At 35.0% G+C, this 26,489-nt stretch carries 25 protein-coding genes; 8 read left to right on the top strand and 17 right to left on the bottom strand.

Annotated features, from left to right (window positions below; all coding sequences use genetic code 11):
• Positions 1 to 47: 47 nt before the first annotated feature.
• The 7 genes from phoR to pstS form a co-directional block, all read right to left on the bottom strand.
• Positions 48 to 1,841: a sensor histidine kinase gene (phoR, locus tag BZG02_RS19195; RefSeq protein ID WP_180335788.1), complete on the bottom strand. Its 1,794-nt coding sequence runs from the start codon at positions 1,839 to 1,841 to the stop codon at positions 48 to 50.
• A gap of 20 nt (positions 1,842 to 1,861) precedes the next feature.
• Complete coding sequence (gene phoB / locus BZG02_RS19190) at positions 1,862 to 2,614, bottom strand: two-component system response regulator PhoB (protein WP_218972307.1); 753 nt, start codon at positions 2,612 to 2,614, stop codon at positions 1,862 to 1,864.
• Between the two features lie 11 nt (positions 2,615 to 2,625).
• Entirely contained in the window at positions 2,626 to 3,321 is a 696-nt protein-coding gene (phoU, locus tag BZG02_RS19185; protein WP_101263368.1) for a phosphate signaling complex protein PhoU, read from the bottom strand.
• Positions 3,322 to 3,370: 49 nt separating this feature from the next.
• Entirely contained in the window at positions 3,371 to 4,219 is an 849-nt protein-coding gene (pstB, locus tag BZG02_RS19180; protein WP_218972306.1) for a phosphate ABC transporter ATP-binding protein PstB, read from the bottom strand.
• Positions 4,201 to 5,094 carry a phosphate ABC transporter permease PstA gene (gene pstA, locus BZG02_RS19175; protein ID WP_101263367.1) on the bottom strand — a complete coding sequence of 298 codons (894 nt, stop codon included), beginning with the start codon at positions 5,092 to 5,094 and terminating at the stop codon, positions 4,201 to 4,203. Before pstA ends, pstB begins: the two co-directional genes overlap by 19 nt.
• A gap of 19 nt (positions 5,095 to 5,113) precedes the next feature.
• Positions 5,114 to 5,968 carry a phosphate ABC transporter permease subunit PstC gene (gene pstC / locus BZG02_RS19170; RefSeq protein ID WP_101263366.1) on the bottom strand — a complete coding sequence of 285 codons (855 nt, stop codon included), beginning with the start codon at positions 5,966 to 5,968 and terminating at the stop codon, positions 5,114 to 5,116.
• 145 nt (positions 5,969 to 6,113) lie between these two features.
• A complete protein-coding gene (gene pstS, locus BZG02_RS19165; protein WP_101263365.1) occupies positions 6,114 to 7,181 on the bottom strand; it encodes a phosphate ABC transporter substrate-binding protein PstS in 1,068 nt (355 codons plus the stop codon).
• Positions 7,182 to 7,556: 375 nt separating this feature from the next.
• On the opposite strand from pstS, the gene BZG02_RS19160 reads away from it, so the two are divergent.
• Complete coding sequence (locus tag BZG02_RS19160; protein WP_101263364.1) at positions 7,557 to 8,303, top strand: SIR2 family NAD-dependent protein deacylase; 747 nt, start codon at positions 7,557 to 7,559, stop codon at positions 8,301 to 8,303.
• Between the two features lie 25 nt (positions 8,304 to 8,328).
• Here the strand turns inward: BZG02_RS19160 and BZG02_RS19155 are convergent, their stop codons facing one another.
• Both BZG02_RS19155 and BZG02_RS19150 read right to left on the bottom strand, forming a co-directional pair.
• Positions 8,329 to 9,180: a hypothetical protein gene (locus BZG02_RS19155; protein WP_101263363.1), complete on the bottom strand. Its 852-nt coding sequence runs from the start codon at positions 9,178 to 9,180 to the stop codon at positions 8,329 to 8,331.
• A gap of 43 nt (positions 9,181 to 9,223) precedes the next feature.
• On the bottom strand, positions 9,224 to 9,493 hold the full coding sequence (locus tag BZG02_RS19150) for a hypothetical protein (protein WP_101263362.1): 270 nt from the start codon (positions 9,491 to 9,493) through the stop codon (positions 9,224 to 9,226).
• Positions 9,494 to 10,319: 826 nt separating this feature from the next.
• Between BZG02_RS19150 and fabG the strand changes: the two genes are divergently transcribed.
• Positions 10,320 to 11,066: a 3-oxoacyl-[acyl-carrier-protein] reductase gene (gene fabG, locus BZG02_RS19145; RefSeq protein ID WP_101263361.1), complete on the top strand. Its 747-nt coding sequence runs from the start codon at positions 10,320 to 10,322 to the stop codon at positions 11,064 to 11,066.
• 193 nt (positions 11,067 to 11,259) lie between these two features.
• Positions 11,260 to 11,748 carry a superoxide dismutase [Ni] gene (locus BZG02_RS19140; RefSeq protein WP_101263360.1) on the top strand — a complete coding sequence of 163 codons (489 nt, stop codon included), beginning with the start codon at positions 11,260 to 11,262 and terminating at the stop codon, positions 11,746 to 11,748.
• A gap of 83 nt (positions 11,749 to 11,831) precedes the next feature.
• On the opposite strand, the gene BZG02_RS19135 is transcribed toward BZG02_RS19140, so the two are convergent.
• Positions 11,832 to 13,070 carry a hypothetical protein gene (locus tag BZG02_RS19135; protein WP_143470523.1) on the bottom strand — a complete coding sequence of 413 codons (1,239 nt, stop codon included), beginning with the start codon at positions 13,068 to 13,070 and terminating at the stop codon, positions 11,832 to 11,834.
• Positions 13,071 to 13,147: 77 nt separating this feature from the next.
• On the opposite strand from BZG02_RS19135, the gene sfsA reads away from it, so the two are divergent.
• Both sfsA and BZG02_RS19125 read left to right on the top strand, forming a co-directional pair.
• Complete coding sequence (sfsA, locus tag BZG02_RS19130; RefSeq protein WP_101263358.1) at positions 13,148 to 13,843, top strand: DNA/RNA nuclease SfsA; 696 nt, start codon at positions 13,148 to 13,150, stop codon at positions 13,841 to 13,843.
• Positions 13,844 to 13,884: 41 nt separating this feature from the next.
• Complete coding sequence (locus BZG02_RS19125; protein ID WP_101263357.1) at positions 13,885 to 14,418, top strand: YkgJ family cysteine cluster protein; 534 nt, start codon at positions 13,885 to 13,887, stop codon at positions 14,416 to 14,418.
• Between the two features lie 328 nt (positions 14,419 to 14,746).
• Here BZG02_RS19125 and BZG02_RS19120 read toward each other — a convergent pair whose 3' ends face one another.
• Positions 14,747 to 15,490 carry a hypothetical protein gene (locus tag BZG02_RS19120; RefSeq protein WP_101263356.1) on the bottom strand — a complete coding sequence of 248 codons (744 nt, stop codon included), beginning with the start codon at positions 15,488 to 15,490 and terminating at the stop codon, positions 14,747 to 14,749.
• Between the two features lie 467 nt (positions 15,491 to 15,957).
• Between BZG02_RS19120 and BZG02_RS19115 the strand changes: the two genes are divergently transcribed.
• The gene (locus BZG02_RS19115; protein WP_101263355.1) at positions 15,958 to 16,545 is read left to right on the top strand and encodes a TetR/AcrR family transcriptional regulator; all 588 of its coding nucleotides are present in this window, start codon (positions 15,958 to 15,960) and stop codon (positions 16,543 to 16,545) included.
• Between the two features lie 137 nt (positions 16,546 to 16,682).
• Here BZG02_RS19115 and BZG02_RS19110 read toward each other — a convergent pair whose 3' ends face one another.
• From BZG02_RS19110 to mtnN, 4 genes are all read right to left on the bottom strand, one after another.
• A complete protein-coding gene (locus BZG02_RS19110) occupies positions 16,683 to 18,803 on the bottom strand; it encodes a M3 family metallopeptidase (RefSeq protein WP_101263354.1) in 2,121 nt (706 codons plus the stop codon).
• 189 nt (positions 18,804 to 18,992) lie between these two features.
• Positions 18,993 to 19,442, bottom strand: coding sequence for a hypothetical protein (locus tag BZG02_RS19105; protein WP_101263353.1), 450 nt, complete (start codon positions 19,440 to 19,442; stop codon positions 18,993 to 18,995).
• Positions 19,443 to 19,548: 106 nt separating this feature from the next.
• The gene (locus BZG02_RS19100; RefSeq protein ID WP_101263352.1) at positions 19,549 to 20,028 is read right to left on the bottom strand and encodes an S-ribosylhomocysteine lyase; all 480 of its coding nucleotides are present in this window, start codon (positions 20,026 to 20,028) and stop codon (positions 19,549 to 19,551) included.
• Between the two features lie 12 nt (positions 20,029 to 20,040).
• Positions 20,041 to 20,745: a 5'-methylthioadenosine/S-adenosylhomocysteine nucleosidase gene (gene mtnN / locus BZG02_RS19095; protein ID WP_101263351.1), complete on the bottom strand. Its 705-nt coding sequence runs from the start codon at positions 20,743 to 20,745 to the stop codon at positions 20,041 to 20,043.
• Positions 20,746 to 20,961: 216 nt separating this feature from the next.
• Between mtnN and BZG02_RS19090 the strand changes: the two genes are divergently transcribed.
• On the top strand, positions 20,962 to 21,909 hold the full coding sequence (locus BZG02_RS19090) for a LysR substrate-binding domain-containing protein (RefSeq protein WP_101263350.1): 948 nt from the start codon (positions 20,962 to 20,964) through the stop codon (positions 21,907 to 21,909).
• A gap of 220 nt (positions 21,910 to 22,129) precedes the next feature.
• On the opposite strand, the gene BZG02_RS19085 is transcribed toward BZG02_RS19090, so the two are convergent.
• A complete protein-coding gene (locus BZG02_RS19085) occupies positions 22,130 to 22,378 on the bottom strand; it encodes a GlsB/YeaQ/YmgE family stress response membrane protein (protein WP_101263349.1) in 249 nt (82 codons plus the stop codon).
• A gap of 168 nt (positions 22,379 to 22,546) precedes the next feature.
• Between BZG02_RS19085 and ovoA the strand changes: the two genes are divergently transcribed.
• A complete protein-coding gene (gene ovoA, locus BZG02_RS19080) occupies positions 22,547 to 24,682 on the top strand; it encodes a 5-histidylcysteine sulfoxide synthase (protein ID WP_101263348.1) in 2,136 nt (711 codons plus the stop codon).
• Positions 24,683 to 24,756: 74 nt separating this feature from the next.
• Here ovoA and BZG02_RS19075 read toward each other — a convergent pair whose 3' ends face one another.
• Positions 24,757 to 26,262 (bottom strand): tetratricopeptide repeat-containing sensor histidine kinase, encoded by a 1,506-nt coding sequence (locus BZG02_RS19075; RefSeq protein WP_101263347.1) that lies wholly within the window; start codon positions 26,260 to 26,262, stop codon positions 24,757 to 24,759.
• Positions 26,263 to 26,489: the final 227 nt, after the last annotated feature.

Genomic DNA, 26,489 nt, shown 5'->3' with positions numbered 1-26,489 from the left:
AAAGCCACAGGAAATTCCTGTGGCGATTATAATTGTGCGAAGTGAATTTAAATCTCTTTTTTAAGAGAAAAGAAAAATTCAATTCCTTGTTCTTTTCGTTTTTTAACGAATATTCTCCCTTTGTGGTAGGCAACTGCATTTTTTACAATGGATAAGCCCAAACCAGTTCCGCCCATTTTTCTGGAACGCCCGTTATCTGCTCGGTAAAAACGCTCGAATATGCGTGGCAAGTGTTCTTCTTGAATTCCTACGCCATTATCCGTAAACGAGAAATAATGGTAATTTGTATCTTCGAAATAATTTTTAATTTCAATTTTACAGCCTTCTCCTGCGTATTTTATCGAGTTATCAATTAGGTTTCTAAAAATGGAATCGAGAAGCTCCGAATTTCCTTTAATAGTAAGATCGCTAGGGAAATTGAATGCTATTTCCATTTTTGCTTCAAGCAATTTTAATTCAAAATCGGTAAGCATTTCTTTTACCAATTCATTTACGTTCACATCTTCGATAGAGAATAACTCGTTGGCTTCTTCAATTTTAGTGATAAAGGAAATATCTTGAATTAAATTAGACAAACGGTTAATTTGCAGACAAGAGCGTTCTATAAATTGCGCTTTTTTGTTTTCGTCCATGCCTGGATTATCCTTAATTGTTTCTAAAAATCCGGAAATAGCTGTTACTGGTGTTTTTAGCTCGTGGGCGATATTCAGGGTCATTTCCTGTTTAATGGTTTTTTCATTTTCCACTTTAGTGATATCGTTTACCGAAATTTCGAACTTACTATCTAAAAACACAACTACCTGAAATAGAAATACTTTGTGGCCAATTGTGATGGTCTTTTTGGTACTAATAATATCAACGTTTGGAATGTAATTGGTATCTAGTTCTTTACTGTTTTTATCGATAAATTCGGTGATTTCTACTAATTCAGGTAGCTCGAACAGTTCCTGGTAATTGTGACTCGAAATATGAGCTAAATAGTTGATGTAATCGATAAAATGACTGTTCCAAAGAATAAGATTTTTGTTTTTATCGAAGATGGCAACTCCTTCCTGAGCAATTTGAAGGTGCATGATTAACTTCTCTTTTTCTTGACTAAGAGCATTGGTTGTTTTGCTAAGGTTTTGGTATATTTTTACAATTTGGTTGCTGATTTCACCCAATTCTGTTTTTCCAAAATCTTCGTTTGGATCGATATCTCTATTTTGTGCTGCATTAATTGCAAATTTTCGAAGCTTTGCAATCGAATTTCCAAAATGTTCGGTGGCATAAATCAGAAAAACTACGGTTACTCCAAATAATCCAAACAAAAAGTAGAAGAATAAAGTGTTTGCTTTTAAAAAGTCCATTACACTTTCGTTGATAGGAAGGGCAGTACGAACAAAATAATCGTAATAATTTTTGGAATAATAGTAGTACGATTGTCCTGTAGAACCTGATAAACGAATGTTACTTCCTTTTTTGGAATGAATTGATTTTTGAACTTCGGGTCGGTTCAAATGATTGTCTAGTTTTTCGATATCGTTAACGAAGGAATCGTATACAACCTTACCTTTGTTGGTAATAACCGATATTCTAATGTCGTTGTCGGGCATTAAGGCTCGCAAAGTATCCACTTCCGAAAAATTAAGTTTTTCGTTCAAGCCCTTTTTTTGAATTAGCTGATGCACCTGTTGGGTGTAAATATTAAGTGCATATTCTAATTTTTCGCGACGGTATAAACGTTCCTGATTGTACTGAAATCCGCCAATAAGCATTGAGAATATCAATACAATAATAAAAAAGAAAAAGAACAATCTCTTTTTGTATTTTGATCCGGATTTTTGAATGGGTTTTTGCATGAAATTATAGATTTGGGGCATTAGTTTGTGCTAGGTTCAAAATAGTAGCCGTAGCCAGATTTTGTTTTAATAAACTTCTGATATTTACCAATTTTCTTTCGTATTCGTCTAACGTTTACATCTACAGTGCGGTCGCCAATAAAGCTTTCATCGGCCCAGATAATGCTCATTATTTCTTCTCTAGAATATATTCTGCCTGAATGACTAATTAGCAATCGAAGTATTTCGTATTCGGTTTTTGTTAAGCCGATGTCTTTGCCATGAATGCACACTTTTTTTGAATCAGAAATCATTTTGAATTCATCAAACTCAAAATCCAAATTAGTTTTTAGATCCGAAAAAATTCGTTTACAAATTACATTAATTCTTGCAATAATCTCTTTTACCGAGAAAGGTTTGGTAATGTAATCGTCTGCTCCGGCACTAAAACCTATTAGTTTATCTTCTTCGCTAGTTTTGGCTGTGATAAAAAGAATTGGCTTTGTTTCCAAATCTGGATTTCTTCGAATTATCTTTGCTAAATCGAGCCCTGAAATTTCTCCCATCATAATATCTAAAAGAAAAAAATCATATGTTTTTAAGTCTAATTTTAAGGCTTGTTCGGCTGAATAAGCAATATCTACCTCAAAACCTTCCTGTTTCAGGTTGAATTGGAGAATTTCACATAAATCCTCTTCGTCGTCCACTACCAATATCTTTAAATCCTTCATTTTGGAATTCTTTCCTGGGTTTTGGTTAAAAAGTTGAGTTGTAAGTTTTTGTAAATTATCCATTTTGTATTTGCTTAATGATCTTCCTCAGGCAGATCTGTGTGGCGCAAATCAATGCCTTGTAGGTAATAAATCGACGCTTCGGCAATATTCGTGGCATTGTCGGCTATTCGTTCGATATTTCCCAATATACTGTTGAAATTTAACAGGTTGAATATTTCGGTTGGATCGCCACTTGTTGGGGAATTTTTCCGAACCATTCGTTTTAAAATTTTCGATTGCATTTCATCCACAATCTCATCGTTTTTAATGGTCCAGATTGCATATTCACGATCTCTATCCTCGAAAGAGATTAGTGCTTTTTTTACCATTTCGGAACTTATCGATAGCATGTTAAGCACCGAGTCTTTATGGTTGTCATGAATAGTGGGCGGATCCATTTTATGAAAAAAGCGCATGATGTTATTTAGCTGATCTCCAATTCTTTCTACGTGTCCAATCATTCGGAAGTACGAAATTAATAGGCGTAAATCGCTAGCCATAGGGTGTTGAAGACCAATGGTTTGAATGATATTGTCGCTCATTTTAATTTCGAACTGATCAATTTTATTTTCGTTCTTTTTAAATGTATCCAGATGTTCTTTTTCGATTTCATCCAGACCATGATTTACAACCTCTTCTAAAATTTCGAACTGTTGAAACAACAGGCTTTGCATTTTAGCGAAATCATTATCAAGTTTTTCAAATTTTTTATCTTTTTTGATCGACATAGTATGCGAATTTGTGTTATTAGTATAAGAATTAGTTACTCGTTGGAAATCAACCAAATTTTCCGGTTAGGTACTCTTCGGTACGCTTGTCTTTTGGCATGGTAAACATTTGTTTGGTTTTGCCATATTCTACTAATTCTCCTAAATACATAAACATCGAATAGTCGGATATCCGTGCCGCTTGCGACATGTTGTGAGTCACCAAAACAATTGTAAAATCCTTCTTTAGTTTTACCAGTAGATCTTCAATTTTTGCGGTTGCAATAGGATCTAGAGCCGAGGTTGGTTCATCTAAAAGAATAATTTCTGGTGTGTAAGCAAGTGCTCTGGCAATACATAAACGCTGTTGTTGTCCGCCCGATAAAAATGTGCCTTTGTTGTGAAGAGCATCTTTTACCTCGCTCCACAAACCAACTTCACGTAAGGATTTTTCTACAATTGCATCTTTTTCCTTTCTTTTCAATTTAATTCCATTTAAAAGGTAACCAGCAATTACATTGTCGTAAATGCTCATGGTTGGAAACGGATTTGGACGTTGAAAAACCATACCAATCTTTCTTCTTAGCAGAATAGGATTCATTTTGTAAATATCTTCTTCGCCTAAATAAACAGAACCTTTATTGTGTGTATCGGGATACAGTTCGTGCATTCGGTTTATGGCTCTTAACAATGTACTTTTTCCACAACCCGAAGGTCCCATGATTGCTGTAATTTTATTTTTGGCAATTCCCGCAGAAACATCGTTAATCGAATATTTGTCTCCACCATAGGAAACAGAAAGCTTATCGATATTTAAAATAGGAGATTCTATTTTTTCAATTGGGTTCTGCATCATCTTGTTGACTTTATATGGTTGTGCTTTTACTTCAAGTTCTTTTTCTAATACTGTACTTTCCATTTTTTTGCGATTGCTTTAGCGCTAAGGTTTAAAATTAAAATCAAAATCAACAGGAATAAAGACGCACTCCAAATCATATTTACCAAATTTGGGTCGTTGTAAAATTCCCATACTAAAAGGGGGATTGCACTCGATGGTTTTGTTATGTCTGTGCTAATTGCTGCACTTCCCAATGCGGTTAACATTAAGGGAGCAGTTTCGCCGGCAATTCTTGATATACCAAGGATTACTCCTGTTAAAATTCCGCTAATCCCGGAAGGGAGTATTACTCGCAACATGGTTTTGTGATACGGAACGCCCAAAGAAAGAGCGGCTTCTTTTAACGTGTCGGGTATCATTTTCAGTGTTTCTTCTGTTGAGCGAACAATAGAGGGGAGCATCATAATAGATAGCGCAACACTTCCTGCCAAACCCGAAAAACCTCCAGTAATGGGTTTTACTACCCAAATGTATCCAATAACTCCAAGTACGATGGAGGGAACTCCTTGTAGCATATCTACAATGAATCGAACTACTCCTGCAAATTTGCCTTTCGAATTTTCGGCCAAATACATGCCGCAAATAATTCCTAAAGGAATAGCAATTAAGGAAGCCATTCCAACAATAATTAATGTTCCAACTATTCCGTTGGCAATACCACCAGGAATAATTTCGTTATTTTTAACCGCTACCATTGCTTCCATGGTGTCTGGTGCAACTTTGTAAAAAAAGCTGATGTTAATTTGACGATATCCTTTTTTTATTAATTCGAAAAGAATTAAGAAAAGAGGAACGCTGGAAAGAAATGCTAAAAATATAATTGCGTAGGTAAAGAGCTTATCTTTAAGTAATCGCCTATTTATTTTAGCTTTAGATATTTGAGTTGATGTATTCATTCTGTATATCTGATTTCGGTTAGGCCGATAGTTTCTTCATAATTAGTTTGCCGATATAATTTACTACACCGGTTATTATAAAAAGAAGTAATCCTATTTCTACTAAAGAGGTGTATTTTAAGCCTTCGGCTTCGCCAAACTGATTGGCGATTAAACTTGCCATAGTATTTCCTAAATCGAAAATTCCGGTAGGTATTCTATTCGAATTACCAATTAACATGGTAACTGCCATTGTTTCTCCAATAGCTCTTCCTAGGGCAAGAATGTATCCTGCAAATATTCCGGAGCCGGCATTTGGGATAATTACTGTTTTTACGACTTCGAATCGGGTTGCTCCCAATGAATAGGCCGCTTCTTTTAAACTTCCAGGAACCATCGAGATTACTTCTGAACCGAGCGAGGAAGCGTAAGGAATTATCATGATTGCCAATACAATAGAGGAGGTGAAAATGCCAAAGCCCTGAGCGTTTAAACCTAAGTCGGTAATAATCGGACGTAAAGCATAAAAGCCCCATAACCCATAAACAACCGATGGGATTCCTGCCAATAGATCAATAACCGATCTTAAAAAAGAGGGTAATTTTCCATTCTTAAAATATTCGCCTAAAAATAAGGAGATGGAAAAAGCAAAAGGAAATGTAATAAGTAGTGCCAGAATTGAAGTAACCAGCGTACCAATAATAAATGGGAGAGCACCATACGATTCTCTTCCTTGGGTTGGATTCCAGTCGGACGAATAAATAAATCCAAAACCAAATTCTTTAAACGAGGGAATAGCCCCCACAAACAAGGTGGCAATAATTCCTAAGGCAATAAATACGATAAGAACACCACTACCAATTAATAGATATCGAAATATTTTTTCGCTGTTCATAAGCTTTCAACGGTTCCTGTTCGAGAATACCGATTTGTGCTGGTTCTAAACTGGGAGAAGAGCCTGCTTTCCAAAAAGTATGGAGAACTTTTTTATTGCAAGAATAAAACGGAAAGCAGGCTCTGTATTGTTATAAATTACTTTGTTAGTTTAAGGCTTTTCCATTGTAGGTAACCTTGCTTAAAACAGCTTTTGCTTTGGTTACAGCAGACTCTGGTAGAGGAGCATAATGAACTTTAGTAGTTTCTTTTTGGGCATCTGCACTAATTGCCCAATCAATTAATTTAATAGTCTGTACTGCTTGATCAAAACTACGATTCTTGTAATTTTGCTCCTTGTAAATAATTAACCAAGTAAAGCTTGAAATAGGATATCCGTCAGAGGCATCCGTATTGGTTAAACTAACACGGGTATCATCAGGCATTTCGCCTTTTGCAGCAGCACTTACCGATTCAACAGATGGATGAATAAAGTTGCCAGCTAAATTTTGAATACTTGCAACTGGAATGCCTTGAGCAAATGCGTACTCCGATCCGATATATCCAATTGCACCAAGGGTTTGACCTATTGTTCCGGCAACGCCTGGATTCCCTTTAGCACCAATTCCTACTGGCCATTGCAATGCTTTTCCTGTTCCAATGTTTTCCTTCCAATCAGTGCTAACCTTGCTCATGTAATCGCTAAAAATAAAGGTGGTTCCACTTCCATCGGAACGATAAACAACTGTAATTGCTAAATCGGGTAGGTTAATGCCCGGATTTACAGCTGCAATTCTAACATCGCTCCAGTTGGTGATTTTTCCCATAAAAATTCCTTCCATCAATTCTGCAGTGAATTTTAATTCTGGTTTTTCGGGCAGATTGTAGGCTGCGACTACAGCACCCAAACAGGTAGGAATGTGTAGCACTTCACTAGGCATTTCGGCTAATTTAGCATCTGTTAGGAAGGCATCACTAGCACCAAAATCAACAATTTCATCCTTTAAACTGCGAATTCCACCGCCAGATCCAATTCCACCGTAGGTAACTATAAGATCTTTTTCAGAAGAGTAATTTTTGAAAATTTTGTTGTAAAACGGTTGTGGAAAAGTTGCACCAGCACCTGTAATAGCTTCTGCTTTTTCGGTGGATGCTTTTTCTTTTCCGGAGCCTCCACAGCTAGTCATTAAAGCAATTGCAATAAGAGCAGTTAGAAGCAGTTGAAATTTTTTCATCTTTTTTAAGATTTTAGTGTAGAACAATAGTTCTTGTATTTATTAAAATATTTAAATTTCACGTTTAGATAGTAGAGGAGAAATAGGCTCCTCGTTTTATGCTACTACAATAGTATGAAGCTAATATTACAGGAACGTTACAGGAATGTTAAATAAATGTTACGTATTTTAAGTTGCATGTTTACAGGTGTTTGTGGAATGTTTATTGATTTCGGAAAAGAGCATTATTTGATTACTTCAATCTCATAATAGGGCTTAAATAATTACACGAGAAGTTCTTTTGTGTGGGTGGTAATGAAGTAGAGTACCGAATGTTATGCCACGCAAAACTGTACCAATTTTTAGTTCACATTTACGAGGAAAAACAAATTATATATGAAGAACGACCTTTTAAGAGTTGCTACATTAATGAAGAACTCGCATTCGATGATTGCTTTTACTGGAGCTGGTGTTTCGGTAGAAAGTGGAATTCCTCCTTTTCGCGGACCGGAAGGACTATGGAGCAAGTATGATCCGCAATGTTTAGATTTGGATTTTTTTCATACCCATCCATTGGAATCGTGGACGGCGATTAAATCGATTTTTTATGATTTTTTTGGAAAGGCAAAGTTCAACGAGGCGCACCGGGTGTTAGCCGATTTTGAAGCAAAAGGATTATTAAAAGCATTGGTAACTCAAAATATAGACAATCTGCATCAGATGGCAGGATCTAAAAATGTGCTTGAGTTTCACGGGAATTCCCAGAAATTGATTTGTCCGCATTGCAAGACTATTTATTTGCCCAATGAAGTGAATTTAGATGATTTGCCTCCTTTTTGTAAAAATGATGGGGAAGTATTAAAACCAGATTTTGTGTTTTTCGGGGAAGGAATTCCCGAAGAAGCGTACCGCCGATCAATTTTAGCAGCACAAAAAGCCGATGTAGTATTAATTATAGGAACAACAGGAGAGGTGATGCCTGCTGCAATGATTCCTACCGAGGCAAAGCGGGCAGGTGCAGTAATCATCGAAATTAATACCGAGCCGTCTAATTATACGAATAACATTACGGAAATATTTCTTCAAGGAAAGGCCAGTGAAATATTGCTGGAATTGGAGGGGTTGATTCATCTGAAAAGATAGCCTTTTTTTTACCTTATAATTCGTTTTATATAGCACTTAATTGCTTTAAAAGATCATCTATTATAGCTTTCGATTTACGCATAAGTCCTTTTTCGATATTATTAGCCTTAGTTGAAAATTCATTAATCTGCTTTTGTATTAAAGCTGTTAATTGACTTACAAATTGATCCTCAGACTTTGCTCTATTTATATCATCAATATCACTTTTAGAGAATACAGTTATGGATGTATTGAAGGTTATTGTTATATGGAATAGGTTTTTTTTCTCAGCAAATGACTGTCCAATTAATATGGAAGTAATATTCATAATTTGGATACTTAGTATTAAGTATAGTTCAAGTAAATCGGTATAGGTCTCTCGGTAATCATCTAATTCTTCACTCTTCCTGATAGGAATAAGATCTAATAATAAAGTGCTTATAGTCTGTTTACATCTTGCCGTTTCACTAATAAAGAATTTACTTGCCTCGGTGTAGTTTCCAGTTATAATCAATCTCTGATTATAATGAATCTGTGAGTGATTTATAAAATGTAAACTCTCTTTAAATGTTTGCGTTAATTCCTTTATTCTACGCTCTTCTAATCTTTTCTGGTAAATAGCTATTTGAAGATTTTTAGATTCTTTGTTATTAATTTCATTCTGTTTTAACGTTTCTGATAGACTGAGTTTATTTTGATCTAATGTCCTAAATAGTACAAAAAGGGTAATAAGACTACCAATAATACTAGCAGAATAGGTACTCCAGAATGCTAACCAAGTTTCTGCATTACCTACAATATCAAAAGGTGCATTTAAGCGTAAAACTAGATTTAAAACTATTGGCAAGGTTATTAGAAGTATTAATATATACCAATATTTTTTTATAAGGGTTTTCATACTGAATTATGGTTGATTGCTCTCTTTATAAGAAATATGTGTTTTAGAAAGGATTGCATTTTACAGGAACAGATTGCAAATCATCATTTGATATCTCAAGAGTTAAACCATTATCATTAAGTCGAACTACATATCTGTCATTTTCTTTAGTGTAGGTTGTAGAATAACACTGGTAAATAATATCCTCGGTATTAGATTTTTGAATTATTTCATTAATCTCAACAAGATAATATACTTCTGTTTCTTTTTTCTGATATAATGCATAATGATTTAGATCAACATCAACAATTAGAATTGGGTTCTGTTTATTCATTTTTCTTTTGCTTATTGGTAATATAATGGATATAAATATATAATAGTATATGTGTTGTCTTATTGGTTAGTTGAATTCAAAATTAGCAAAGATTACAGAAAAACTTGTACAAATTAGCGACTTAATAAACCATAAAAAAACTATCTGCTGGTGGTTGCTGGTAAATGCAATAAAGAAATATTTCTTCCATGAAAAGCCAGCGTTCCATTTATATTAACACGAATAGGGTTCTTTACTATTCTGTTTCGGTTATTTATCTTTAATTTTTGGTTCCATATTGATCCGTTTCGGTTAGGAAACATAAAATATAGGTTCGTAACCGAAACAATACGCTTCGCAACCTAAAATTTTAGCTTCGCTTAGCCTTCTGTTTGGATATGGAACCGCACAATTTCGCTTTTTAACCCAAAGTTTCCCTTAACTAAGCAGAATGCTTCGATATATTATGCGAACATATATATCCGGGACTGCAAATTGGAAATCGTTGATGTCTGGTTTTGACCAATACAGAAATATTTCTTCCATGAAAAGCCAGTGAAATATTGTTGGAATTGGTGGCCTTGATCCGGCGGAATAGATAAGTTACCCATTTGATTAGTCGGGTTTTGCAAGTAAGAAATTGAGCTTTCAGATTGATTGTAAATCCCGAAAGGGCGTTTCAAAAGCCTAATTTATGAAGTATAATAGAGGAAAATATTTTATATTTGTTTTCGATTTACGAATGAGTTGCTTGTGTATGCACAAATTAAATCGTTGGTAATCTTAGGATTGAAAACCGGTTCGTCCGGTGAATGGATAGAAAATTAAAAAATCAAAATAGAATTTCATGAAGTTATTAGAAGGAAAAACAGCGATTATTACTGGTGCATCTCGTGGTATTGGTAAGGCAGTTGCAATTGAATTTGCAAAACAAGGTGCTAATGTTGCTTTTACTGACTTGTTCTACAATGAGCAAGCTATCGAAACTGAAAAAGAGATTGCTTCTTACGGTGTTAAAGCCAAAGGATATGCATCTGATGCAAGTAACTTTGCTGATACAGATAGAGTTGTTGCTGAAATTGTAGCAGAATTTGGTGCTATTGATATCTTGGTAAACAACGCGGGTATCACTAAAGATACTTTATTGATGCGTATGACTGAAGAGCAGTGGGATATGGTTATTAACGTGAACTTGAAGTCGGTATTCAACTTTACCAAAGCGGCTCAAAAAACAATGTTGAAGCAACGCAGCGGTTCTATCATTAACATGAGCTCGGTAGTTGGTGTTAGCGGTAATGCTGGTCAATCGAACTATTCAGCTTCTAAAGCTGGTATTATTGGCTTTACAAAATCAATCGCTAAAGAATTGGGTTCTCGTGGAATTCGTTCTAACGCAATTGCTCCAGGATTCATCATCACAGAAATGACAGGAAAACTTCCTGAAGATGTGGTGAAAGAATGGGCAAGTAAAATTCCATTGAAAAGAGGAGGTACTCCTGAAGAAATCGCAAAAACATGCGTTTATTTAGGTTCTGATCTTTCTTCATATGTAACCGGACAAACACTTCACGTTTGTGGTGGTATGAATATGTAAGAAATTACGATATCATATTTGAAAGCCATCCTTCGGGGTGGTTTTTTTTGCTTGTAACGTTTTAGGAATAAAGAGTAAGGGTGATGTTGCAATTGTAGAGTTAAAAATAACCAGCAGGAAATTTTTGCATTATGAATATTTAGACTAATTTTAAATAAGAAAATTAAATATTCACTAAAATAGATTGATTTCCATGAAAACTTTACAATCAAAAATTGGAGCAGGTATCGTAATACTGTTTATGCTCTTGGTTGGGACTTCAGCAAAAACGTATGCTCATTGCGAAATTCCTTGTGGCATTTACGCCGATTCGCTTCGTGTGGTTCTGTTATCGGAACACATTACAACTATCGAGAAAAGTATGAAAATGATTACTGAATTGTCATCGGCAGAGAAAGTGGATTACAATCAGTTGGTTCGATGGATTACGAATAAGGAAGATCACGCTAAAAAGATTCAGGATATTGCTACGCAGTACTTTATGTTTCAGCGTGTAAAAGTGTCGGACGATCCGGAAGTACAAAAGAAAAGTGTTGAGCAATTGGCGGTATTGCATGAAATTTGTGTGTATGCAATGAAAGCGAAACAGACAACCGATTTAACTTACATCGATAAATTGAACGAAGCAGTTCACAATTTTTCTCATCTATATTTTGGCAAAGAAACTCATCACCATCACTAAAGTGTGCTGTTGGTATTTAAATCCCTTTCTAATTCAGGAAGGGATTTTTTTTTCAACCTATTAATTGTGCAAACTTATGAATTTCAGCACTCTTTCAGTAGTAAGTAGGCGCCAAATGTTTTGTTTTGAAAAGGACTTACCAAGGGAAGGTAACCACTTAGCCATTTTCCATTCTGCATTTTAAAGGGATGTTTTTCGATCATTTCGAGGTGAAATTGATCGAAAGTAGATTGAAATTGATGGAAGATTTTAAAATCGCCTTTGCAGTCAGAATGAATGTTTTTGTTCAGGAAAAGTGCCAGCGTGCTCATGTTGTATCGAAGATTAATTTCTAAACAGGGATGAACTTTTATCTTTTCTTCCCGATCGAGAACCAATAAACAATCAACTCCAAAATAGCCAGTATACGTGCTTGCAATATCCGAAGCTAGTAAGGTTTTTGTCATGCAGTTTTCTAATTCGCTCACCAACTGTTCCGTTATTACCTCTTTCATTTTATCGGGAATACCACCCAAATAATTGCTCAAATATTGTCCTTTCGAATCGGTTTCAAAAAATCCTAATCCTAAATAGCTAATTTCTCCTTTTCCGTTGCAATAGTATTGAAGCGAGAAATCGAATAGTTTATTTAAAAATGCTTCGACCATTACGTAGCCTTGCGTGGCAATTATTCCATTAATCGATTGAATAATGGATTTATTTAAGGTGGAATATCGAAGAATTTGTATGCCTCGGCCTGCTGAACTAAAGGGTGCTTTAATTACAATTTGCTTCCATTTTTTTATTTGCAGTTCCACTTCCGAAACGCTAGTGCAGATTTGTGCTGTGCTGTCAATATCAATAAAAAGGGAGCTTTTAAAACGATTAATTGCATTTTGTCCAATTTCCAGTGCCTTTTTGCGACTATATAGTTCGCGATGTTCTGGTTTCCAGTAAGCATTTGCTTGCTCCAAAAAAGCCAAACTACAGGATTCTTTAAATGGCTTAAAAATGTGATGTATTCTTGGACTCCAGCCCCAAGGATGCAGACTATCTTTTGGCATTTTAATAAATTCGGAATCAACCAATGCCTCGCTGAGCACTCTGAAACTTGGAACGCTGACTCCTGCTTTTGCAAGTAAATCAAGAAATTGCTCATCGGGCTGTTGATGAACCAAAACCGTGTCGTTCTTTTCTGCAAAAAATAGGGGAAATACATCCAAATCTTGTTCAAACTTTGTTAACGTTTTGTTCGGCATAAAACTAACAGTTCCGTTAGCAATAGCCATTTCGCAAGTAGGATTATAAATAAATAGTTTGGGGGCAGTTTCCGTTGGCATCATTCCAATTCATGTCTTCATTGTCTCACAAAAATAGGTGAAATCTGCTTATCTTTGGGTTTTCAACTTAAATTATACGCATGATTTTTCCCAATAAACTAGTTCACGGACGATTAATAAAGCGATACAAAAGATTTTTAGCGGATGTTGAATTGGATAATGGGGAAATTGTTGTGGCGCATACTTCAAATTCGGGCAGTATGAAATCTTGTTTGGAGGAAGGGGCCGAAGTCTATCTCACTTACGTGGATGATCCCAAACGGAAAACAAAATACACCTGGGAAATGATAAAAATTAACGATTCTTGGGTAGGAATTAATACTGCCGTTCCGAATTTGTTGGTTTACGAAGCGGTGAAAAATCAACAAATTGATGATTTAAGAGGATATTCGTTCGTAAAAAGAGAGGTGAAATTCGACGATAGTAGATTCGATGTTTTTGCCTCGAATGAACAGGAAGAGTGCTTTATAGAAGTGAAAAATGTGAGTATGAAAGTGGAGGAGTATGCTCGTTTCCCGGATGCTGTAACCACTCGTGGAAAAAAGCACTTAACTACCTTAATGCAAGTGAAAAAAGAAGGCAAAAGAGCGGTGATGGTTTATGTGATTCAACGAACAGATGTTACTAAATTCGCTCCTGCATCGGATATCGATCCTGAATATGCAAAAACCTTAAAAGAAGCTTACGAAAATGGAGTAGAGCTTTATCCCATTCGGGCAATTGTGACGCCCTACGAGATAAAATTGGGAGAACTATTGCCTTTTGAATTGGAATAAACTTGCAAATATGTATTTTTGCGATTCTAAATAAATAGAACATGAACGACAAGGCACAAAACGAATTAGAAAGATACCGCGCACTAAGAAACGAAGTGAGCGAATTGAGTGAGAAGTTAGCCAAATTACATAAAGAGGAAATGGCTTGTAAAAAAGGTTGTTCGGAGTGTTGCATGCATTTTTCGGTTTTGCCGGTGGAGTATTTCAGTATTCTACAGGAATTGAAAGCAAATCCCCCAAAAGAGTATCGGGAGCTGGATGAAGAAGCCGACGATTGTAATTTTCTGATTAATGATTTGTGCCAAATTTATCAATCGCGACCTTTTATTTGTCGCACACATGGTTTGCCATTACTGTTTATGAGTCAAGATGGAGATGAATGGGAATTATCTACTTGTCCGCTCAACTTTACGGCATTTGATGATTTTCACAGCGAAAACACTTATCCTCAGGATACCTACAACAGTAAATTGTTCCTAATTAATCAAGAATTCGTGAAGAATTATGAAGCTGAAAAATTTGGCGACTTCGATATGATCTCGATGAATAGATTGGTGAGTGATTTGAAAGGTTAATTTACCAAAGGGAATATAAAAACTCCCAATTGTGATACTCTTAAGATCAAAAAATCATTATTTCTATAAATTTTTTAGTCTTTCCTTAAAAAATAATTTCTTTTCAATAAATGTATAGTCTTTCCGTAAAATATAGAGTCTTTCCCAAAATATCGTAATCTTTCCGAGAAAGAGAGTTGAAAAATGGGAAATCTTGTAATAAACACGGAAAGATGCAAAATTAAAGAGCAAGCTGACTAAAATATCGGAAATATAGGATGAAACAGGGAAAGGCGGTAGTTTTAGTGATAAATCTATTCCTATTGGCAAAAATTATCCTTTCTTTCGATTATTGTGAATTCACATTTTCTTTAAGATATGCCTTTTTCTTTTTGTAGTATGCTATTTCGTACCCTTTCAGTCGTTCCTTATTTTTTGCAAATACAAATTTGCCCGCATTTTTTATATCATCCGCCAAGTGCTTAAGGTGGGTGTACGATTTATCGCGTAAATATTTTATCTTATCCTTTTCTGGTGTGGTAGTTACAAAATCAGAATGTTGACCTTGTAATTTGTATCCTAGTTCTTTTCCCTTGTCAAGTTGGGTGAAATCAAAAGAGATTTTTTCGAGTAGTTCTGGGTAGGTTCTGCCAATTCTGATCAAATTAGCCAAAGTTGCAACAAGTTCTGCCGTTGTATTTTTCTTATTAATAGCCTTTATTTCTTTAAGGGCTGCGATATTATTTCTAAATGCATATCTGTAGATGAATACAAGTTCATCTCTTTGTTTGCTAGCCACATGTCTTAATTCTTCACATTCTTTCTGTTTTGTCGGCTTTATATTTTTCAATTTTAACCACTCTGTTTGAAAGCTGCGACAGGCATTGATGCGATCCTTTAAATCCTTAATATGATTAGCAGTGATACCTACTTTGTTTAACGCAGTTAAATCGTCGGTAGCCCACACGGCAATGTTTTCAATCTCTTGAAGGTAGATGGCAATTGGAATGGTGGGGGTAATGATATCTTTTAATGCGATGTTTTGAATATTGGTAAGTAATTGAGGTCGGATGCTTACGAGATTTTTATTCACTTTATGTATAGGTTTGTTATGCACTTTAAATTTAACAAAGTAATCTTAAATAATCAAAACAGATATTGCCAAAATCTTACATCTAAAATCGATTTTAAGCTAATGAAAATATGATTAGCAATTTTGTCATGATCTCAATTAATAGATTGGTAAAGGCTTTGAAAAAATAGAGGCAGAATTAACCATTCTCACAAATACGTTCAAGGCGTTCGCGGTCGGTAATTTCCAAATGCCGGCTGTTTAATTAGATAAGCCCATCATTGTTAAACTCTTTGAATAACTTAGTTTTCATGTTAAGTTATTTTTTATGATTGAAATTAATTAGTAGAAGATAGAGTGAATATTACTTTAAAATGGTGTCTTCTGCTTGCACTAAAAATACATTCTTCTTATTATATTTTGGAAATAAGTGAAATTCTGTTGTAACTTGAAGGAAAGTAGAGGCTTAATTCTTAAAACTTAAGGTTATGGGAGCAACAAAAAATAAAACTGCAGATAAAATACTAAAGAAAGAAATTCTTCACATTGCGTTGGAAATTTTTGTGCGCGATGGTTATTTCTCAACTACTGGAGCTATAATTGCAAGCGAAGCAGGTGTTAGTGAAGAAAAGTTATTTTCTCTTTTTGAAACGAAAGAAAATTTGCTTCACACCATTGTTGCCGAGGCGGTACATTTAATATTCGACGGAATAGATCCGAATCAGGATGGCGAGCTGTTGGAAGTTGAATTGCTATTTTTTATTAATGATTATTTTGATTCTGTTGCTCGAAACCTGGACTTTTTCAGTCTATTTTATTCGTTAAGATTGCAGCCTGGGGTTGTTCATCAGTATAAACAGGAGTTGCGCGAAATTGTGAATTCTAATTTTGAGGTAATTAGTGATTATTTCAGAAAAGAAGGAGCGGAGAATCCAAAAATGGAAATGCGTTTTTTGGCCTCGATGCTCGATGGTATTGCAATGAATTATGTTTTGGAACCTGATGGCTATCCAATTGATGAAATGCAACAGAAAGTATTAAACATGTACAGTAAAAAAGCTGAAATTGATGATTAGTTGATACGAATGGATTTGCATTTTATTTGTGGAAGCTGATAAATACTATTAAAAAAATCCGGTTCATAAAATGAACCGGATTTTTATATATTTTTTCTGTAAGTCGACTAAAGGTCTTTAGTCGTAAAGCTTACAAATTATTTTAAACCACGCTTAATTAATAAAGCATCGATATTTGGTTCTGCACCTCTAAATTTCTTGTACAATTCCATTGGATCTTCGGTACCACCTTTAGCCAATACATTATCGCGGAAAGCTTTTGCAGTTGCCTGATCGAATAGAGAAGTTTCTTTAAATGCCATAAATGCATCTGAGTCAAGTACTCCAGCCCAAATATAAGCGTAGTATCCAGAAGAATATCCAACAGGATCAGAAAAGATGTGAGAGAAGTAAGTAGAACGATATCTTGAATAAATTTCAGGAATCAAGCCAATTGATTTCAAGTAATCATCTTCGAATTTTGTAACATCGATATCTTGAACTTCGGTTAAAGTATGATATTTCATATCTAACAAGGAAGCGGCAAGGTATTCAACAGTTGCAAATCCTTGATTGAATTTACCAGCATCCTGAACTTTTTTCACCAATTCAACAGGAATTACCTCACCAGTTTGGTAATGTTTAGCATATAATGCCAACATTTCTGGTTCTAAACACCAGTTTTCCATTACTTGTGATGGTAATTCAACAAAATCGCGTGATACAGAAGTACCCGAAAGAGTGTTGTATTTACATCTTGAAAGAAATCCGTGCAAAGCGTGACCAAATTCGTGGAATAAAGTCTCAACTTCGTCAACACTTAGTAAAGCTGGCTGATCGCCAATTGGTTTGGTAAAGTTGCATACATTACAAATAATTGGAGTAACTGCATTCTCTGTATTCCAACCCGATTGTTTGCGGAAACTGTTCATCCATGCACCACCACGCTTCGAAGCTCTAGGGAAATAATCTAAATAAAAAATTCCGATATGAGTTCCGTCTGCTTCCTGAAGTTCCCAGGTTTGAACATCTTTATTGTATTTTGAGATATCGTTTCTTTCAATAAAATTGATTCCATAAAGGCGGTGAGCCAATTCGAAAGCACCATTGCGAACGTTGTTAATTTCGAAGTAAGGACGTAATTCGGATTCATCCAAATTATATTTTGCCTTTTTCACTTTCTCAGAATAGTACCACCAGTCGTAAGAAGCTAATTGAAATTTGCCTCCTTCTTGATCAATCATTTTTTGCATTTCAGCAGCTTCCAGTTTTGCATTTGGAAGAGCTGCATCCCAAAGCTTATTCAATAATTCGAATACTTTCTCAGGAGTTTTTGCCATATTTTCGGCAAGAATGTAATCTGCATGACTTTTGAAATCGAATAGCTGAGCTCTTTCAACTCTTAGGTTTGCAATTTCTGCTAATACTTTTTTGTTATCAAACTCATTGTTGTTATTACAACGGTTCACATAACCCATGTAAATTTCTTTTCTAAGTTCGCGATTGTCTGCGTACTGAAGAAATGGAAGCATGCTTGGCTTGTCAAGAGTAAATGCCCATTTTCCTTTTTCTCCTTTTTCAGTTGCAGTTTCTGCAGCTGCAGCTTTTACAGATTCAGGAAGACCAGCTAAGTCTTCTTCTTTATCAACCAATAAAACGAATGCATTATTTTCTGCCAATTGGTTCTCGCCAAATTGTAAGGTTAGTAAAGATAATTTTTCATCGATTACACGAAGTTTTGCCTTTTTGTCGGCATCTAAATCAGCACCACCACGCACAAAGCCTTTGTAAGTTTTTTCAAGAAGCGTATTTGCTTCCACATCAAGATTTAGTGCATCTTTTTGTTCGTAAACAGCTTTAACTCTTTTAAATAAATTCTCGTTTAAGTCGATATCTGCACCATATTTGGTCAACTCAGGAGCTAATCTTTTCGAAAGAGCTTGAATAGAATCGTTGGTGTCCGAACCTGTAAGATTAAAAAATACACTGCTAACTTTAGTCAGCAATTGTCCTGCTTTATCCATTGCTTCAATGGTGTTTTCGAAAGTAGGAGCTTCTGTATTGTTAGCAATAGCATCAATTTCGGTACGTCCTTGCTTCATTCCTTCTGTAAAAGCAGGTTCGAAATGCTCAAATTTTATTAATTCGAAAGGAGCGGTTTGATGAGGAGTGTTGTAGTCTGCAAAAAACGGATTATCAGTCTTTTGCTCACTTTTGTTACTATTGCAAGCGGTTAAACCGATTCCTGCAACAAGTACATAAAGAAAAGTCTTTTTCACGTTGTTAGGTTTAGTATTAGTACTTAATAGAATCTTTGTGTGCCAAATTAGTAAAATATGACTAGTTTTCCTTATGATTTACCTAGTTTTCGTAACATGATTGTTGCAGTTTAGAATCAATACTGCGAAATATGCTGAAAAGTGGAAGGACTATTTTTAATGGAAGATTCGTTGTTGAGTTATCAGGATTTACACCAGTTTTTTTCTGCAAATTTTGTTGTTCGAGTTTACTTTTTGTTTTCCAGAATTTCGTTTGTCACTTTTTGGCGAAAAACTAAGGTAAAATGCAATCCACAATATAAATAGAACAACCGAAGTAGAGGTGTAACGGTTTATATACATTCCTTTCATCGAAAAAATGATGGCGTTTTGAGGATCATCCGATAGATGGAGAATTTGAAATTTTTTACCAACAGGATATTCAACATTTTCGGGACCTTTTAATGTATATTCTTTTTGATTTGTTTCGTAAGCAATAATAGAATAAAAGGAGAGTAGCATGCCGGTATTTTCTTCTATAATTTTTACAACAATGCCTTCTGTTTTTTCGCCATAGGCTATTAGTTTCCAATTACCATAAATAGGAATAAGTAGTATTAAAATGGTGATAATAAGAAATCGGAATCCTGAAATGTTCATTGCATAAAGCTTTTTACTATAGTTAAATATAGGAAAAATTAAACAAAAAAAGAGACTGTTCTTTTATTCAAAGAATAGTCTCTTAAAATATTGTATGTCAGTTTCCTTATTCGGGATAATTCAAATTTTCTGCTGTAAGATGATTTAAAACCTCTGTTTTAAATTTGTTAGATTCCCATCTGGCCATTGGTAAATCGTGGCTCATATAGTTTCCACATTCAATTTTGTTGGTTCCTGGAATTTCGTCGGTGAAATCGCCCATAAAATCGAACATTTCTTGAGTTACTTTTACAATGTCTTTTGATTCTAAATCGCCATTAAATATTAGATAAAATCCAGTTCTGCAACCCATTGGCCCAAAATAGATAGTGCGATCGGCCCACTCTTTGTGGTTTCTTAAAAAGGTAGCACCTAAATGTTCCATGGTGTGCATTGCGGGAATATCCATTGCTGGCTCCTGATTTGGCAATTTGGTTCGGATATCGAAACTTGTTAATGTTTCTGCTCCAACTTTATCTTTTCGGGACACATAAATCCCTCTTTTTAATTTATTATGATCTACTGTAAAGCTTTGTATCTTTTCCATCTTCTCTTTTTTTTATTTCAAATTTCCTAACTCATGAACCATTTCGGTCACCATTTTTGCTGAATTTACTGCCGCTATTTCTACAAACTCCTGATATTCCATAGCATTCTCTTGTCCTGCAATATCCGAAATAGATCGGATAACTACAAATGGAATGTTGAATTGGAAACAAGTTTGTGCAATTGCGGCTCCTTCCATTTCTACAGCTTCGGCAGCTGGAAATAAAGCTTTTATTTTGCTGGTAGCACTTGCATTATTCATGAACTGATCGCCAGTAAGAATAGTTGCTTTTTTTGTTTGCAATTCGGTGAACTGATGAACCACTTTATCGGCCAAAGAAATTAATTTTTCGTTTGCAGTAAAACTGGCTGGCATGCCAGGTACTTGTCCCATTTTATAACCAAAAACAGTGCAATCCATATCATGATGAATTACTTCTTCGGATATGACAATGTCACCTACTTTTAATTCTCCGGGAAAACCGCCTGCAGCACCTGTGTTAATAACGTAATCAGGTTTAAAGTTATCGATGAGTAAAGCCGCTCCAATGGCTGCATTAACTTTTCCAATACCCGATTGAAGTAGTACAATTTCTACCTGATTTAAAGTTCCGGTATAGAAAACAAAAGCTCCTTTTTTTTGTTCTTTTCTGTTGGACAATTGATCGCGAAGCTTAACCACTTCGACTTCCATTGCACCTATAATTCCAATTTTCATTTTATGTGTATCAAGAGGTACGTATTAAGTGCATTGTAGAAAATAATAGTACCGATTTAAGGGCACAAAGGTAAAAAACAATGCAGTTTTAAACGTATTAATCCCTAATTTATTGATTTGCTATTTTTATTTTTCGATAAAAGAACTCCTTATTTATGAGTGTGCAGGTTGATATTTTTAATTAACTTCAAGTTTTAAATAAGAAAAAGTTATTAAATGACCTTAAAACAATTGAATTATGCATTGGCTTTAGGCCGATTGGGTAGCTATATTAATGTGGCTAAATCTATGGGAGTATCGCAACCTGCTGTAACTCTTCAAATACAAGCATTAGAGGAAGAATTAGGTATTATTCTTTTCGATCGGTCGACAAAAAGTGTGGAACCGACCTTAAATGGAATTGCCTTTCTTGAGAAAGCTCAAGCTTTGCTTACAGAATCGAAACAATTAGAAGATTTTGCCATTCAATTATCCGAGGAGGTACGAGGAGAGCTTTGTTTGGGAATTATTCCTAGTCTTTCGCCATTTCTTGTGCCCCTTTTTATTGATGAATTGAATAAGAAGTATCCTAAAATGAAGTTAAAAATTCAGGAGGCAATTACCGAGGATATTTTAGAAGGAATAAAAACCGGAACTTATCATGGTGGTATTCTCTCTACACCAATTATATCGAAGGGTAATTTAGAAGTGAAACCCTTGTTTTACGAGCGTTTCTATTTGTACGTGTCCGATAAGCATCAACTATATTCGCAGGAGGAAATTGATATTAGTAGTATGGATTACTCGGATGTTTGGTTGCTAAAAGAAGGAAATTGTTTTATGGATCAGGTAACCAATATTTGTAGTATACAGCCCAATCAGAATGAAAATTTTGTATACGAAAGTAATAATATTGACGCGCTGCGGAGGATTGTAGAATATAAAGGAGGAATTACTTTTTTGCCCGAACTTTCTACTTTAATGATTCCTTCGGAGCAGGAAGAGATGATTAAGGATATAAAAGGTAAAAAAAAGGTAAGAGAAATAAGCATGCTTTCCCTAAAAACAGAAGTGAGAAGGAATTTGATAAATGCTGTATGTGAAGTGATTAAAGAATGTGTGCCTTCGCAGATGCTTGGCAGGGAAGACAAAGAAATTGTAAAAACTAATTTTGTAGAGAAATGATTTCAAAACAATAAGAGCTCCTTAACTATGCGGTACTGTTTTTGTTGGTAAAAATTAAGGCCGATAGTGCTTATGAAGAAATGGCCGATTCGATGATGGAATTGGCAAAAATACAAGCTGGTTGTTTGAGAGTAGGAGCTGCTCAAAGTGAATTTGGAATTACAATTTTTTACTGGGAAAGTAGGGAAGCAATAAAAAATTGGCAGGCGCATTTCGAAAATTACGTTTTGTGCTTTGAAATTAATCCTACCAGCCAAATAACACCAATGGCGCCAATAGTAGACGATAAAAGCAAACCAAAAAATCCGCTTAAATGAATTCCAAAAATACTAAATATTGTACCGCCAATAAAAGAGCCAATTACGCCTAAAAGCATGTTGATTAGGATGCCATATCCTCGGCCTTTTAGCAGAATGCCGGCAATCCATCCAGCAATTAGACCAATTAATAAGAAAATTAGGTAGTGCATAAAATAAGTATTCGTTGCTTCTTAAAATACTAAAAATAATTTAAACAAAATGTAGCTTTTAACTGTTGTTTTGGTGTATTTACACTGCAATGCGTTTTTTTGAATGAGTAAGAATAATTAGTAACTTCATTTTTGCAATGAAAAGGGAAAATTCAAAGCTAATAATTTATGAAAAATAGGATAGAAACAGTGAGTCATCGGGATTTATTGGTGACTAAAACACCACTATTGAACCAAGGGGCGGCAGAAGAAAAAAGACAAGAAATTCTCAACTACTTTAGAAATACTTGGGAGTTGGATGAACGATTATATGATTGCCTAAACGGACAGGAAGCATTTTTGCATCGAGCGGATCCATTGCGTCATCCGCTAGCTTTTTATTTTGGACATACGGCCACTTTTTTCGTGAATAAGCTGATATTAGCAGGAATCATTACCGAAAGAATTCATCCAAAATTTGAATCGATGTTTGCGGTCGGAGTAGACGAAATGTCGTGGGATGATTTGAATGATAAGCATTACGATTGGCCAACAGTTCAGGAGACTAAGGCTTATCGCGATGAAGCTAAAAAAAGGATCGAAAAGTTAATTTTAGAACTTCCGTTAAGTATTCCAATTCATTGGAATACTGATTTTTGGGTAGTTATGATGGGCATTGAGCATCAGCGAATACATATCGAAACTTCATCGGTTTTAATTCGTCAACTTCCCATTCATTTGGTAAAAGCCAATTCACTGTTTAAAATTTGCGAGGAATGGGGAAAAGCTCCGGCCAATGAATTGGTAAAGGTGAAATCGGGCAAGGTAAGTATTGGAAAAGGAAAGGACAACGCTTTATATGGTTGGGACAATGAGTTTGGCGAATTTCATTGCAAGGTAAAATCTTTTTATGCATCGAAGTACTTGGTTTCCAATGAGGAATTTAAGGCGTTTGTGGACGATAAAGGATACAAAACCGAAAAGTGGTGGACGGAAGAAGGCTGGGCTTGGGTGTCTTATAAAAAATGTGAGCATCCATTGTGGTGGCTAAAAGAAGGTAAGGTATGGAAGTTTCGAAGCATGCTTGAAATTATTGAAATGCCCTGGAATTGGCCTGCAGAGGTAAATTATTTGGAGGCAAAAGCTTTTTGTAATTGGAAATCTGCGAAGACAGGAAAAAGCTTGAGAATGCCTACCGAAGCGGAGTATTATCGTTTACACGATTCGTTGCAAATGGCCGATCAGCCGGAATGGGAAATCGCACCCGGAAATATAAATTTGGAGCATTATGCTTCGCCTTGTCCTGTGGATTGTTTCGAAAATGGGGGATTTTACGATGTTATTGGTAATGTTTGGCAATGGACTGAGATGCCTATTTTTGGGTTAGATGGTTTCGAGATTCATCCTTTTTACGATGATTTTTCAACGCCAACTTTTGATGCGAAACACAATTTAATTAAAGGGGGATCGTGGATTTCGACGGGGAATTTGGCTATTCGTGATTCTCGTTATGCTTTTCGTCGCCATTTCTTTCAGCACGCGGGTTTTAGATATATTGAATCGGAACAGGAAGTGCAAATTGAAACAGATTACTATGAAACCGACGATTTAGTTTCTCAGTATTGCGAATCTCAATATGGCGAAGAATATTTTGGGGTGCCAAATTATGCAAAAGCTTGTCTTTCACTAATTGAAAATCAGCTTAAAAATTTGAATAAAGGCAATGCTTTGGATATTGGATGTGCAACCGGTAGAACCACTTTCGAGCTGGCAAAACATTTCGATAAGGTGACTGGTTTGGATTTTTCGGCTCGTTTTATACGAATAGGAACTCAGTTAAAAGAAGCTGGAAAACTAAAGTATATTCGAAAGGAAGAAGGGAAATTGACTACCTATCAGGAGGTGAAACTTGAAGATCTTCATTTAAATGATACTCGTGATAAGGTAGAATTTTTTCAGGCCGATGCTTGCAATTTAAAAGCTATTTATGCTGGTTACGATTTGGTTTTTGCTGGTAATTTAATTGATAGATTGTACGATCCAATTCAATTTTTGCAGGATTTGCCCGCACGGGTAAATGATGGTGGACTGTTGGTTCTTACCTCGCCCTATACTTGGATGGAAGAATTTACCGAAGCTGATAAGTGGGTTGGTGGTTATCGCAAAGATGGGGAACCTTACTCTAGTTTAGATGGTTTAAAAGAGATTTTGAAAGAGCATTTTGTTTTGCTGGATGAGCCGACGGATGTGCCTTTTGTAATTCGCGAAACGGCAAGAAAATATCAGCATACTATTGCACAAATGACTATTTGGAGAAAGAAATAAAGAAATCTGTAAAGGGACAATTGAAAAGAAATTAATTGTCCCTTATTTTATTTTTAGAAACATTTATTTATTCGCTAAATATGTTTCGGTAAAGAAATTATAAATTCGCTACCGGCTCCAACTTTGCTGCTTACTTCTATTTTTCCTCCATTTTTTTCTGCAAATTCTTTGCAAAGAATTAATCCTAAACCGGTTCCTTTTTCATTTTTTGTACCTTGTGTAGTAATGGTTTTATCAATTTGAAAAAGACTGTCCAAAATTTCAGGAGTCATTCCAACCCCATTATCAATAATATGCAAACGAATAAAGTTTTCATTGTCCGTAGTTTTAATTGAAATTAAGCCACCCTCTAAAGTGAATTTTATGGCATTGTTAATTAAATTACCTATAAAAATTAGGGCTGCGTTTTTATCAATCGTAAGAATAATGTCGTTGGGAATATGAACATCAATATATATGTTTTTAGCCACTGCATTTTGTCCGTAAAGCTTCGTGCAGGTTTCAACCAATTCTTTTAAAACAAGAGGTTCTTTATTAATCTTGATTTCTCCGGTCTGGGTTTGAGACCAAGTAAGAAGATTGATTAGTAATTCGTATGCTAATTGCGAAGACTTATTGATATCATCAATCATTTCAATTCTTTTAAGATCATCAAAAGAAAAATAGTGCGATTTTAGTAGGTCTGCAAAGCCTAAAATAGAATTGAAAGGGGATTTAAGGTCATGGGAGATAATTTTGAAAAATTTATCTTTCGTGGCATTTAATACTTTAACTTGATTGTATTGTTCTGTAAGCTTATCGTTTTTTAGTAATAGTTCTTCTTTTTGCTCTTCGATCAATTTATTTTTTTGATAGAGTTTATCATTTGCGTCTTTTCTAATTTTATAACGACTATGTAATATAATTGCGATTAATATTATGAGTATGGATAAGGCTATAAATGAGTTCCTTAAGTTGGTTTGTTTTGCAATTGCTAAATTTTGAATCTCACTGTTTTTTCGAAGTAATTCGTTTTCTTTTTCTTTTTTCTCGCTATTGTATTTTGTTTGCATTTCGGCAATTTGTTGCGAGCGGTTTTCATTGTAAATACTATCCTTCAGTAAAACGAATTTTTCGAGGTAATTTAGCGATTTATTGAGCTGACCAGTAGTTTTATAGAGTTCATAGTATTTGTTGTAAATATCTAATTTTTCGTTTTTTAAATTCAATTCTTTCGCTAAATCAAACGATTTTTTATAATAATATAATGCCGAATCAATTCTATTCTGTTCTTTGTAAATTAGTCCTATACTTTTATTAACCATTAATACTCCAATTCGATCATTAATCTTAGTACTTAAGCGTAGCGATTCTTGATTGTATTCTAGTGCTTTCGTATAGTTTTTAAGTTTATGTTCTATGCCACCGATGTTATATAAGGCAATGGCAGTTCCAAAATAATTATTGTTTTTTCTATTTATTTCAAGAGATTTTTTAAAATAAGTTGCTGCTTCGGTTAATTTATTCTGAGCGGAATAAATTTGTCCCATCGTATTTATTTGACTAGCCAACATGCTTGCGTCTCCATGTTTTTCGGACATATGAATAGCTTCCTGCACATATTTTTGAGCATTTGGATAGTCGTTTTGATTGATATATATATTACTGATATTAATAATTGTTTTGATGCTAATTTCCTTATATAGTACCCTCGTTTTGTTGGACCAAGATTTCTGTTTTCTAAGTTGAATTTAAGCTGCCATATTATAGATTATAAACGGCTTCTTCCTATCGATGCCTTGATGATCTCTGTTATGATATCTATCAA

Origin of the sequence: Labilibaculum filiforme, assembly GCF_002843315.1 — a bacterium.
Taxonomy (GTDB): domain Bacteria; phylum Bacteroidota; class Bacteroidia; order Bacteroidales; family Marinifilaceae; genus Labilibaculum; species Labilibaculum filiforme.
The sequence above is the reverse complement of the archived record's forward strand: the minus strand, read 5'-3'. Positions and strand labels throughout refer to the sequence as shown.

Coding starts and splice junctions, on each gene's coding strand:
- BZG02_RS19115 (WP_101263355.1), top strand. CDS start 15,958: ATGGGAGCAACAAAAAATAAAACTGCAGATAAAATACTAAAGAAAGAA.
- ovoA (WP_101263348.1), top strand. CDS start 22,547: ATGAAAAATAGGATAGAAACAGTGAGTCATCGGGATTTATTGGTGACT.
- sfsA (WP_101263358.1), top strand. CDS start 13,148: ATGATTTTTCCCAATAAACTAGTTCACGGACGATTAATAAAGCGATAC.
- BZG02_RS19090 (WP_101263350.1), top strand. CDS start 20,962: ATGACCTTAAAACAATTGAATTATGCATTGGCTTTAGGCCGATTGGGT.
- BZG02_RS19140 (WP_101263360.1), top strand. CDS start 11,260: ATGAAAACTTTACAATCAAAAATTGGAGCAGGTATCGTAATACTGTTT.
- BZG02_RS19160 (WP_101263364.1), top strand. CDS start 7,557: ATGAAGAACGACCTTTTAAGAGTTGCTACATTAATGAAGAACTCGCAT.
- pstB (WP_218972306.1), bottom strand. CDS start 4,219: ATGGAAAGTACAGTATTAGAAAAAGAACTTGAAGTAAAAGCACAACCA.
- pstC (WP_101263366.1), bottom strand. CDS start 5,968: ATGAACAGCGAAAAAATATTTCGATATCTATTAATTGGTAGTGGTGTT.
- fabG (WP_101263361.1), top strand. CDS start 10,320: ATGAAGTTATTAGAAGGAAAAACAGCGATTATTACTGGTGCATCTCGT.
- BZG02_RS19085 (WP_101263349.1), bottom strand. CDS start 22,378: ATGCACTACCTAATTTTCTTATTAATTGGTCTAATTGCTGGATGGATT.
- phoR (WP_180335788.1), bottom strand. CDS start 1,841: ATGCAAAAACCCATTCAAAAATCCGGATCAAAATACAAAAAGAGATTG.
- BZG02_RS19155 (WP_101263363.1), bottom strand. CDS start 9,180: ATGAAAACCCTTATAAAAAAATATTGGTATATATTAATACTTCTAATA.
- BZG02_RS19105 (WP_101263353.1), bottom strand. CDS start 19,442: ATGAACATTTCAGGATTCCGATTTCTTATTATCACCATTTTAATACTA.
- BZG02_RS19100 (WP_101263352.1), bottom strand. CDS start 20,028: ATGGAAAAGATACAAAGCTTTACAGTAGATCATAATAAATTAAAAAGA.
- BZG02_RS19075 (WP_101263347.1), bottom strand. CDS start 26,262: ATGTCCGAAAAACATGGAGACGCAAGCATGTTGGCTAGTCAAATAAAT.
- pstS (WP_101263365.1), bottom strand. CDS start 7,181: ATGAAAAAATTTCAACTGCTTCTAACTGCTCTTATTGCAATTGCTTTA.
- BZG02_RS19135 (WP_143470523.1), bottom strand. CDS start 13,070: ATGATGCCAACGGAAACTGCCCCCAAACTATTTATTTATAATCCTACT.
- mtnN (WP_101263351.1), bottom strand. CDS start 20,745: ATGAAAATTGGAATTATAGGTGCAATGGAAGTCGAAGTGGTTAAGCTT.
- BZG02_RS19150 (WP_101263362.1), bottom strand. CDS start 9,493: ATGAATAAACAGAACCCAATTCTAATTGTTGATGTTGATCTAAATCAT.
- pstA (WP_101263367.1), bottom strand. CDS start 5,094: ATGAATACATCAACTCAAATATCTAAAGCTAAAATAAATAGGCGATTA.
- phoB (WP_218972307.1), bottom strand. CDS start 2,614: ATGGATAATTTACAAAAACTTACAACTCAACTTTTTAACCAAAACCCA.
- phoU (WP_101263368.1), bottom strand. CDS start 3,321: ATGTCGATCAAAAAAGATAAAAAATTTGAAAAACTTGATAATGATTTC.
- BZG02_RS19125 (WP_101263357.1), top strand. CDS start 13,885: ATGAACGACAAGGCACAAAACGAATTAGAAAGATACCGCGCACTAAGA.